8 protein-coding genes are annotated in these 12,497 nt (G+C 30.8%); 2 read left to right on the top strand and 6 right to left on the bottom strand.

Translation table 11 applies throughout. From position 1 onward, the window contains the following. Positions 1-5: 5 nt before the first annotated feature. Entirely contained in the window at positions 6-1,715 is a 1,710-nt protein-coding gene (locus HLB29_RS00165; RefSeq protein ID WP_185623150.1) for a sigma-54 interaction domain-containing protein, read from the bottom strand. Between the two features lie 75 nt (positions 1,716-1,790). Then, entirely contained in the window at positions 1,791-4,475 is a 2,685-nt protein-coding gene (gene secA, locus HLB29_RS00160; protein ID WP_185623149.1) for a preprotein translocase subunit SecA, read from the bottom strand. 233 nt (positions 4,476-4,708) lie between these two features. Between secA and HLB29_RS00155 the strand changes: the two genes are divergently transcribed. Next, a complete protein-coding gene (locus tag HLB29_RS00155; RefSeq protein WP_185623148.1) occupies positions 4,709-5,236 on the top strand; it encodes a folate family ECF transporter S component in 528 nt (175 codons plus the stop codon). A gap of 296 nt (positions 5,237-5,532) precedes the next feature. On the opposite strand, the gene HLB29_RS00150 is transcribed toward HLB29_RS00155, so the two are convergent. The 4 genes from HLB29_RS00150 to HLB29_RS00135 form a co-directional block, all read right to left on the bottom strand. Next, entirely contained in the window at positions 5,533-6,312 is a 780-nt protein-coding gene (locus HLB29_RS00150) for a ComF family protein (RefSeq protein WP_185623147.1), read from the bottom strand. A 33-nt stretch (positions 6,313-6,345) separates the two neighbouring features. Then, complete coding sequence (gene recD2 / locus HLB29_RS00145) at positions 6,346-8,562, bottom strand: SF1B family DNA helicase RecD2 (protein WP_185623146.1); 2,217 nt, start codon at positions 8,560-8,562, stop codon at positions 6,346-6,348. Positions 8,563-8,680: 118 nt separating this feature from the next. After that, positions 8,681-9,637, bottom strand: a complete 957-nt coding sequence (locus HLB29_RS00140) for a GTP-binding protein (protein WP_185623145.1) — start codon at positions 9,635-9,637, stop codon at positions 8,681-8,683. 110 nt (positions 9,638-9,747) lie between these two features. Next, the gene (locus tag HLB29_RS00135) at positions 9,748-10,815 is read right to left on the bottom strand and encodes an NAD(P)-dependent alcohol dehydrogenase (protein ID WP_330604275.1); all 1,068 of its coding nucleotides are present in this window, start codon (positions 10,813-10,815) and stop codon (positions 9,748-9,750) included. 432 nt (positions 10,816-11,247) lie between these two features. Between HLB29_RS00135 and HLB29_RS00130 the strand changes: the two genes are divergently transcribed. Continuing rightward, entirely contained in the window at positions 11,248-12,435 is a 1,188-nt protein-coding gene (locus HLB29_RS00130; protein ID WP_185623143.1) for a hypothetical protein, read from the top strand. Positions 12,436-12,497 lie beyond the last annotated feature (62 nt).

Below are 12,497 nucleotides of genomic sequence, written 5' to 3'. Positions count from 1 at the left end.
CCAACTTATAATTTAATGTGTCCTCTTTTTATCTTTCTATAAACTGTAGATGGATTTATTCCGACAGCCTTGGCTGCATTTGTTATATTACCATATTTTTCTAAAGCTTTTTTCAGAATTTCTTGTTCTACTATTCTATGGGCTTCATCTATATTCACAATATCATTTACTATAATACCTTGAACCCCTTCTAATTCTTCTGTTTCATTCACTTCATTGTTTCCATTTTCATTATAATCAATATCTTCTCCCAATATCGAGTCTATATCCTTATCCTCAATCTGATCGATATTCCCCAAAGTCAATATCCTCTCCAGTTGTTCCGCATATATATTTTCATGAGGAGAAAGTATTACTAGTCTCTCAATTACATTTTTCAGCTCCCTTACATTACCCTCCCACTTATTTTTCATAAGAATTTTTTCGGCTTCAGATGTAAGTTTTATTTTTCTATTATATCTTTTATTGAATAAATCTATATAATAATTTCCTATAACAAGAATATCTTCTTTTCTTTCTCTCAATGGCGGAATTAAAAGTGGAATTACATTTAGCCTATAATATAAATCCTGTCTAAACACCTTTGGATCTTTAAGTTCCTGCTTAGTTTTGTTGGTAGCACATATATATCTTACATCTACTTTTTTAGGCTTTACAGCACCTATTCTAAGTATTGCATTTTCCTGAATAACCCTGAGAAGTTTTTTTTGAGTCTCCAAAGGTAGCTCGCCTATCTCATCAAGAAATAAAGTACCACCGTCTGCAGCTTCAATCAATCCTATTTTTCCATCTTTTTTTGCCCCGGTAAATGATCCTTTTTCATAACCAAATAATTCAGATTCTATCAAATCATATGGTATAGATGCACAGTTAATAGCCACAAAATTCTTATCTCTTCTATTACTCTGATTCCAGATAGAATTTGCTATTATTTCTTTACCAACCCCTGACTCTCCTACTATAAATACCGGAGCATCAGATGGAGCTACTCTGTCTATTATAGATTTGATTCTCTTTAATTGTGGACTTTCACTTATATATTCTTTTACATCATGTTCTTGAGTGTTGACCTTTCTTGCAAGATTTATTAATCTGGATACATCTCTACCTGTAAGAACTCCTCCCTTAAATATTCCATCTTTATCTATTATCGGAACAGCTGTATAAGATATTACCCTTCCATCAGAATAGACAATATCTCTATACACTTTTTTCTTTTTTTCTATCATTTCTGTTATCACCGGATTTTCTACCTTGCCATCTTTTACAAGTTCCAATATATTTTTTCCTAAGACATCTTCTCTCTTAAATGGTAATAACTCATCACATATACCATTCATTTTTCTAAGAATTCCGTTTTCATCAAATACTACTACTATTTCATCAATATGTTCAATTACATTTGATATTAGTTCATCTAAAATAAATGTTCTTTCAAAAACATATAATGAATATTTTTCTTCCTCACTAAACCTTATTATAAACTCCACACCATTCAAATGGGTTTCAGTAAGATTAAAAAATTTTACATCTGGATTATCCGTATTGGTTTTGGTTATTTTAACCTGATTTAGACTTTCCAGTTCATCTACATCTAGATATTCATAAACATGTTCAAACTGCTTATTCTTACAGACTATATCGCCTTTACGGCTAAATATTATCGCAGGATTATCAATATTTGATATTAATTTTTTAAGCATCAAAAAATCCATAATTTTTCTCCATTCAACTATGGAGATATGAATACTCATATCTCCATAAGCCTAAACTATATTACTTTTAATCTATTATTTTCCACAACAATTTTTATATTTTTCTCCACTACCACAAGGACAAGGCTCATTTCTACCAACTGTTTTTTCAGATTTTTTCTGAGTTGTCTTTGCTTTGTGACTTTCCTCTGTATCAGGCGATTCTAATGAATCAACATCAACAACTGCCTTTCTTTCGACTGGAACTTCAACTTGAATATTAAATAAGTAAGAAACAGTATCTTCCCTTATTAGTTTATTCATTTCATCGAACATCTCAAAACCTTCCATTTTATATGCAATTACTGGATCAATCTGACCTATAGCTCTAAGTCCTATGCCCTGACGAAGTTGATCCATAGCATCAATATGATCTATCCAATGATTATCGACAGATTGAAGAAGTATTATTCTTTCAACCTCTCTCATTCTTTCAGAGCCTATAAATTCTTCTTTTTCCATATAAAGTTCCAATACTCTATTATATATGGAATCAAGAGCTTCAATAGGACTCATTGAAGATAAATCTAATTGATCTATTGTTCCGCCCGGAAGATATTTACGATATAAATGACTTCTTAAAGCTTTGTAGTCTAATTTTTCTTTTTCATCAGTATACATATCAACGGCATCAGTTAAAACTTCTCTCATCATAAGCTGAATTTGTTCCTGTAAATTTTCCCCTGATAAAACTCTTTTTCTCTCTTTATAAATTATCTCTCTTTGTTTATTCATTACATCGTCATATTCCAATACGTGCTTTCTTATACCGAAGTTTTTACCTTCGACCTTTTTCTGAGCATTTTCTATAGACTTTGTAAGCATTCTATGTTCGATAGGAGTTTCTTCATCCATTCCCAACTTGTCAAGTAAACCTTGAATCCTTTCACTACCAAACAATCTCATTAGATCATCATCAAGACCTATATAGAATCTAGATTCCCCCGGATCTCCCTGACGTCCGGCACGACCTCTTAACTGATTATCTATTCTACGAGACTCATGTCTTTCTGTACCTAAGATACAAAGACCTCCCGCTTTTAACACATCTTCTTGTTCAAGATCGGTTAAACGCTTATATTCATCATATAATTTTTTATAAGTTTTTCTGGCTGCATCATACTCTTCATTTTCTTCAACACCTGCTGTTTCATTTGCTGAATTAACCCTATTTATCATTTCATCAGTAAAGTTCAATCTCTTCATTTCTTTAAGAGCCATAAAAGAAGGATTACCACCTAAAAGTATATCTGTACCTCTACCTGCCATATTCGTAGCTATAGTAACCGCTCCCAATCTACCTGCCTGAGCAACTATTTCTGCCTCTTTTTCATGGAATTTTGCATTCAAAACTTCATGTTCTATACCATATTCTGTAAGTATAGCAGAAAGAAGTTCTGATTTTTCTATAGAAACAGTACCTACAAGAACCGGCTGTTTCTTATTATGTCTTTCAACAATATCTCTTGCAACAGCATTAAATTTAGCAATTTGATTTGCATATACTGAATCCGGTAAATCATTTCTCAAAAGAGGTTTATTAGTCGGTACCTGGAATACATCCATCTTATAAATTGACTTAAACTCTTCTTCTTCAGTCTTGGCTGTACCTGTCATACCGGATAATTTACTATACATTCTAAAGTAATTCTGGAATGTAATAGTAGCTAGAGTCTTAGATTCCCTCTGAATAGTAAGACCTTCTTTGGCCTCAATCGCCTGATGAAGTCCATCAGAATATCTTCTACCAAACATAAGTCTACCCGTAAATTCGTCTACTATTACTATTTCATCATCTTTCGCCACGTAATCAACATCTTTTCTCATTATTGTATGGGCTTTTAACGCCTGATTAATATGGTGATATAGTTCCGTATGTTCCATAGTGGTAATATTATCGACATTGAAATATACTTCTGCTTTTTTTATACCCGTTTCAGTCAAAGAAACTGCTTTATCTTTTTCTTCTTTTTCATAATCTTCTTCACTAAGTGTAAGAATAAATACATTGGCGTCTGAATACAGATGAGTAGATTTATCTCCAGGTCCAGAAATAATAAGAGGAGTTCTGGCTTCATCGACCAATATAGAATCGACTTCATCGACAATCGCAAAGTTCAACCCTCTTTGAACCATTTGTTCCTCATGAATCACCATATTATCCTTCAAATAATCAAATCCATATTCATTGTTTGTACCGTAAGTAATATCACAATCATACTGTTGTTTTCTCTCTTTAGGATTTTGACCGTGGACAATAACCCCTACAGTCATTCCTAAAAATTCATATATTTTCGCCATCTGATCACGGTCACGTTTCGCAAGGTAATCATTCACTGTAACAACATGTACACCCTTGCCTTCAAGAGCATTTAAATAAACCGGACAAGTTGCAACAAGTGTTTTACCTTCACCAGTTTTCATTTCAGCTATACGCCCTTGATGTAATACAATTCCACCTATTAACTGAACTCTAAAGTGCTTCATTCCCAATACTCTAGTAGAAACTTCTCTTACAACAGCAAATGCATCCACTAAAATATCATCTAGTGTTTCTCCATTTTTTAATCTTTCTTTAAATACAGATGTCATATTCTGTAATTCTTCATCAGACATTTCGGCATACTTTGAACCTACACTATCTATTTTGTCAACAATTTTATTGAATTGTTTCAAATCTTTTTTATCGGCCATATTAAATAGGCCATCTAAAAACCCCATATATCTTCTCCTATTCTATACAAAAATTATTTTATATTAACTATTATTAATTGCTATTAACACACATTCATAGTCAATTATACCATATTTATTGAAAAAAAAGCTAAAAATATTTAAAATAATTTCTTTTGTTTTAGATAAGAAATCCAAATATTAACTACTATTTATTGATTTTTATTATAAAATAGGATAATATAGATTTATTATTCATCATATAATATAGGAGGTATTTAATGAAAGAAAACATTTCGAGCAAATCTACAGGTTTAAAAGACATTCGTACTCTTACAGGTTCTTCTTTGTTGGTCGCTATGTCGGTGATTGTAGATTTTTTCAGAATAGTAATTAGTAATATTTTAGAAATTTCATTTGGATTTGCACCAATAGCTTTAGGAGGAGCAATTTATGGGCCAATAGTAGGTGGTATTATTGGCGGTATAGCTGATATTATTCAATATTTAGTAAGATCATCCGGCCCCTTTTTCCCAGGATTTACTTTAAATGCAATACTCACTGGTATAATATATGGACTATTTTTATACAAAAAGGAAATAACATTAAAAAGAATTGTACTATGTGTATTAGTAGAGGGTATACTTATAACAATTATATTGACTCCAATATGGCTAAATATACTATATGGAGCAAAGTTTTTTGCAATCCCCCGAATTATTAAATTCGTAGCTCTATTCCCTATTAAAGTATCTATTTTATACGCACTACTAAAATTGCTAAAACAATATAAAATGATTAGACAATAATAGAGTATAAAAAATAATTTCCCATATGCTTAATAAAAATAAACATATGGGAGTAATTTTTTATTGAAGTATTTAGCTGACCTGATCTTTGACCCCACACTCGCCTGCTGGAACTTTCGCTTTGGGGTTACCGCACTACTAATCCTCTCGATTTCCTCGGCAGGACTTACATCTAAGCCGCACCATGCTCACGATTCAATTTTTAGAATTCGCTTACGTGGGTCCTTTTGCCTGCGACTGGCTTGGACTTTCAACCACAGACCTAAATACCATTTTATTTTATTAGTATAATTCACTTATGTCAAGTCTTTTGTGTATTTACCTGTCAAAAAACTCATAACTATTATCTGTTCTACCCCATTCATCTTTAAAACCTTACTTATTTCATCAACAGTAGAACCTGTAGTAAATATATCATCAATTAATATAATTCTTGCACCTTCCAGATTATTTTCATATTTTTTACTTATATTAAATGCATTTCGCAATTCTTTTTTTCTCTCATTTCTGCTTAATTTAAACAGTCTTTTTGTATTCTTTTTTCTTTCAATAGCATTTATTATTGGAATTTGTAAATATTTCGACAGATAAAAAGCTATTTTTTCGGATTGATTAAATCCCCTTTCCTTGTATCTTTTTTTACTTAAGGGTACAAAACAAATAAAATCTATTTTACTTATTTCTTTTTCATAATATAATTTTATGATATCAAACATAATTTCAGCCATAATTTTGGATAAATAAGTTTTCATTCCATATTTTAAACCAAATACAAACTTTATAGATGTCTCGTCATATTCTAAAAATGAAATATTTCTATCAAATAAAAAGTTTCTATCCTCACAATACCCGCAATTATCCACATATATCTTTTTATCTAAATGTATATTTTCAATTGGTTTCCCGCATTTAGGACAAGCTTCATTTATAAAAATAATTTTTTCATAACACGATTTACACATAGAATATCTATTATTTCGACTAATCGGCATGTCGCAAAAAATACAATTTAAATTTTGTGGCAATATTAATTCAAAAATTATCTTTAAATATTCATATATCTTTTCAAAATACATAATGACCTCCTTTTCGGGAGGCCATTAAATTCATCATTCTACAATATTATTTATTCTAAATGTACTTAGTTTATATCCTAAATTAGAATATCTATCATTATTTATATCATTTTCTATCATTCTATCCAAATATTTTTTCATTCCCACTATTATCACTAATTTTTTTGCCCTTGTAACCGCTGTATATATCAAATTTCTGCTTAGTAACATTGGCGGTCCCCATGTCATAGGAATAATAACCACAGGAAATTCACTTCCCTGACTTTTATGAACTGTCGTACAAAAACAGTGCTCTATTTCATCCAGCTCGTCATATTTATATTTAAATATTTTATATTCGTCAAAAACGATATAAATTAACTTATTTTGTTTATCAATATGATAGATATAACCAATATCCCCGTTGTAAATTCCTTCTCCATTTTCAATACTTTTTTCATCTTCCCAAGGTCTAGAGTAGTTATTTTTTATTTGCATGACTTTGTCCCCTACTCTAAATACCCTTTTCATAAGCTCTACTTCTAGCCATTCATTTCTAACCGGATTTAATATTTTCTGCAATTCAATATTCATGTTTGTAACACCGACAATCCCTTTTCTCATAGGTGAAAGTACTTGAATATCTTTTAATGAATCACATTTATAAAAAGAAGACAGTCTACCTCCTACAAGACTTTTTATTTCTTCAAGTATTCCTGACTCATTATCCCTATTTATAAAATAAAAATCAGTACCTTTAGAGTTTGCCTTTATATCCTCGCCTTGATTTATTCTATGTGCATTCATTATTATGTCGCTTTTTTGGGCTTGTCTAAAAATTTCAGTTAGAGATATTACAGTGATTGCACCTGATGATATAATATCACCCAATACATTTCCGGCACCTACCGAAGGAAGCTGATCCGCATCTCCGACTAAAATCAATCTAGTCTTATTGCTCATAGCTTTCAATAGATTATCCATTAGAAAAATATCGATCATTGATGCCTCATCAATAATAATAACATCTGCATCCACTGGTTCATCTTCATTTTTTGTAAAAATAAGTCTATCATCCACATCGAACGCCATTTCTAATAATCTGTGAATAGTTTTAGCCTTTTTACCCGTAGTTTCTGTCATTCTTTTAGCTGCTCTTCCTGTTGGAGCAGCAAGCACTACTTTTTGACCGTTTATTCTAAAAAGTTTTATAATCGCATTTATTGTAGTGGTCTTTCCTGTGCCGGGACCTCCGGTAAGAACCATTACGCCATTTTCAAAGGCAGCTCTGACAGCCTGTTTCTGAGCATTTGCTAAATAAATATTTTCTCTTTCCTCAAATGCTTCTATCTCCTCATTTATGTCTATTTTTAAATCCCTATGATTTTCATAAGCCAAACTAATCAGGTTATTGCATACATCGATTTCTGCTTTATGATATTTTGCAAGATATATAATATGATAATCACCATACTTCTCCACAACTATCTTTCGTTCTATAGCCAAATTATAGATATGCTCTTCTATCAAATCCTCCGGCACTCCCAGAAGCTCTATAGAGGTATCCAATAACTTGTCTTCCGGTAAAAAAGTATGCCCATCATTAATAGCTTCTTTCAAAATATGCATTATACCTTGCTCTATTCTATACTTTGAATTTTTTTCTATACCGGTTTTACTGGCAATATCATCTGCAATTTTAAATCCAATGCCAACTATATCCTCAATCAGTCTATATGGATTCGATTCTATTATCTCTAGAGATTTTGAACCGTATTTTCTGTAAATTTTCATACTTAATTTAGGACTAATACCATATGGCGATAAAGAAACTATAATATTTTTTACTCCCATATTTTCATTGTAACTTTCTATGATAGGCGCCAACTTCTTAGGACCAATCCCCCCTATAGAAAGTAGCTCCTGTGGAGAATTTTGTATCACTTCCAAAGTTCTTATTCCAAATTTATCTACTATTTTTTTTGCCATTTTTTCACCGACTCCGGTGATTACACCTGATGATAAAAATGCTAGTATTCCACTTATAGTAGATGGAACTACTACCCTGTATTCTTTTACTTGAAATTGCCTTCCATAATTTTCATGTATATTCCATTCACCAAAAACCTCTATATTTTCACCGGAAGCTATACCAGGCATAATTCCTGTAATTATCTCATTATAATCTTCAGTTTTTAACCTTGCAACTGTATAACCATTACTGTCATTAGAAAAAATTATATCTACAACAGTTCCTTCAAACTTTTCCATAATGCCTCCTATTAATATATAGACGTTTTCTATAAAAAATACTTCAAACTATAACATAAATTCTAATAATATACCATTTAGTTTTTATATTTTAAACTTTATATCTACAACTTATGATTTACTTTTTTATATTTAAAAATAAATCCGTCATTTTATTTCCTTGATTAAATTTCAGTTTATCATCTGTAATTGAACTAAACAATACCTCTAACTCATTTTTTTTCAAATTTTTTCCTATCAATATTATTTTAGAACTATCCATTGATTCTATTTTTTCAATAGAATATTTATCATTTACTATATCAAATTTTGACCAGATATTATTAATGGGCAAAAAACCTTTAGCTCTAATAACTTCTCCAAATCTACCTCTCATTATAGCTCCCATATAAGACTCAAATAGTGATATATCTTCAAAATAAACTCCTGAAAATCCTATGTTATCAATTTCTACCTCTTCTTTTCCATTGCTTTTATTTATACCTCTTGACCATGGTCTTTGTAAAAATTCATCCCATTTTATTTTTCTAAATAGCTGATAATCTTCCTTTAATATATCCGCATTTGAATTTAACTCCTTTATTTTATTCTCAGCCTCAGTAATTACATCATATTTGAATTGATTTGTCTTAGATATAATAATTTTATTTGAATTTAGTATTTGATCTACAAAAATTTCACCAAATTCTTTTATATATTTATTTATACAATTAGGATCTACTATTGTTACCGGTTCCAGTATTTCTATTCTTTCATACTGTACTTTTGAAATATTATTCATAATAGAACTCAACTTTCCTACACCTGTAGGTTCAATAATAAGAATCTCCGGATTAATTGTATTAGATATTGTCAAAACGGTCATTCCAAAACTTGATTCCATTGAACAACAAATACACCCCTCTGTCATCTCCCAAATATTTATATCTTCTTTCTTCAACAAATCTCCGTCTATTCCAACTTCTCCATATTCATTTTCTAATATCAATATATCTTTTTTAGTTTCTTTTACTAACTTTTCTATAAAAGTAGTCTTTCCAGCACCTAAAAACCCTGAAACAACTAATATTTTCATATATACCTCTGCTTTTCCATAATATAAAGGCTCGCATAAAAATGAGCCTTTATAATACTTGAGCTAGTTTCTAACCACAAGTAAATTATATATCAAATCTAATAATATGTCTATTTTTCAACTCTTACAACAGGTTTTATAAGATCTCTTGGTTTATCCTTCATAAGCATTAATGCCTCCTCAACATACTCAAACCCTTCAAATCTATGAGTTATTAATTTAGATAGATCAAGTTTTCCGGCAGATACTAATTTTGCAAGTTTTTCCATTCTTAATCTACCACCAGGCATTAAGCCACCGTTGATTTCTTTATGTCCCATACCAACGCCCCATTCAATTCTAGGAATTTTTATATAATCACCTGAACCAAGATAATTTACATTACCAATCTTACCACCCGGTTTTAAACACTCCATAACTTCAGCAAATGTATCAACAGTACCACCAGCTATAATTATTTTATCTACACCATTACCATCAGTCAATTTTAACACCTGTTCAGCTATAGGACCATTTTTATAACTTATAAAATCAGTAGCTCCATAAAATTTCGCAGCTTCAATACAAACCGGTCTAGTACCAACAGCAAAAATCCTTGAAGCTCCTCTTAAATTTGCACCTGCAACTGACATTAAACCAACTGGACCGATACCTACTACTAATACTTCATCACCAAATTGAACATCTGCTAATTCAGCTCCATGGAAACCTGTTGGGACCATATCAGATAACATACAAGCTTCTTCAGGCTCAATTCCATTTGGCAATAAAGCCAAATTCCCATCGGCATCATTTACATGTATAAATTCACCAAATACTCCATCTTTAAAATTAGAAAATTTCCAACCGGATAACATACCACCTGAATGCATTGAGTATCCGGCTTGAGCTTCGAGAGAATTCCAATCAGGAGTTATAGCGGGAACCAGCACTCTATCACCTGGCTTAAAATCTTTAACTAATTCTCCAACTTCTATTACCTCACCACAACATTCATGACCTAATATCATATCTGTTCTTTCTCCAACTGCACCTTCCCATACTGTATGAACATCAGAAGTACATGGTGCAATTGCGATAGGTTTTAAAATAGCATCAATAGGACCACATTTAGGTCTTTCTTTTTCAATCCAACCTACCTCGCCAATTTTAACATTGCAAACCCTTTCATACGACACCCTCCTTAACATCTTCAACAATAATTTAACAACAAATAGTTAAATTTTCATCATTACATACATACTATAAATCTATATTTAGATACAATATATATTATTTTTTGCAAAAAAGCAATATATAAAAACAAGATTACATAAAATTCATATATAAAGCATATTTTTGCTTTGTATTTTTTATATTTTCATAAAAAGGTAATTACTTAAACTAATTGTATAGTTTATATAATTAATTAATTTTAATAAAGCAGGTTATATATTATTAAAAAACATAAAATAAAAAACATTATTTGTATATTAAATTTATATATTATTCAAATTCTTCATTTCTATTATTTATAAATTATTAACAAATTTTCTATTTTATTGTGATATAATTATTAATATAGATTTTAAAATCTATATTAATAATTATATCAATACAAGGAGGGCAACATGGAAAAGAAGAAAAAAAACAAATATTTTACATCTATTAGTATTGGAGTTGCAACTGTTTGGTTCTCTACTCACTGTGGTGCAGGATTTGCATCAGGCACACAAGAACTTCAATACTTTTCCAATCATGGATGGTTTGGTGTATTTATGCCTATTATAACTTTCATAATAATAGCTCTTACATATTATGTAGGACTTGAAACAGCTAGACAAACGGATAAGTGGAGTTATAACCAGTGGGCCAGAGAAGCTTTTGGATCTTTAGCACCTTTTCTTAATATCACTTTAGATGCCAGTATTATTATTACTACGATTGCTGCTACTGCCGCTACAATAGCAACCGGAGGACTGTTAGCCAATCAATATCTACATATACCTGTTATTGTCGGCTCACTTGCAATGTTTGGAATTGTAACTTTAATTTGCGTATTTGGAGAAAGCGTCGTTAGAAAAAATGCCATGGTAATGACTATATGCATATTAGCAATTGTATCAATAGTTTTAGTTGCCGGCTTAATAAAATACTATCCTCAAATAGTAAAATTAATGTCTGAAAGATATGTTAATCCAAATGCATCAAAATGGGGAATCACAGGAAGCAAAGAGACAGTAAAAGGAAATTTCGGAAATGCTTTACTTTGGGCTTTGACATATGCAGGATTCCAAATAAGTGCAATCGGAGGCATTACTTCTTCATTTAAAGGCGGTATATATAAAGAAGAAGCAAAAGGAGCTATGATTTTAGGTTGTATAATAAATCTAATAATGCTATTAGGTATCTGCCTATTAATATTCTCAAGAATGCCTGATATTTATACAAATCAAACTGCTAGAACTCTTCCAACAGTATTTATCGTAAACGATTTGAATATATCTGTTTTAAAAGTTCTTTATCCTTTATTGCTTTTCTTAGCACTAATAACCACTGCAGTAGGTTTTATATTTGGTATGGTTCAAAGAATAGATCCGTATGTACTAAGAGGCATGAGTAGCTCGATATTAAGAAAGGCTATTATAAGTATAATATGTTTGACTATTTGTTATCTTGTATCTACTCAGGGGTTGATGTGGATAGTTCAGGTTGCCTATAAATATTTAGGCCTGTTTAACTGGATTTTCATAATACTTCCACTTTGGATTATAGGATATAAAAATATAAGAAAAAGAGATCAGCTACAAGCCAAATAAATATCTCATAATCGCTTAACGAGAAAAAACCATATTCCAAATTTTTTATACTATTATAAATT

It is taken from the genome of Peptostreptococcus canis, from assembly GCF_014229965.1.
GTDB classification, from domain to species: domain Bacteria; phylum Bacillota; class Clostridia; order Peptostreptococcales; family Peptostreptococcaceae; genus Peptostreptococcus; species Peptostreptococcus canis.
The sequence above is the reverse complement of the archived record's forward strand: the minus strand, read 5'-3'. Positions and strand labels throughout refer to the sequence as shown.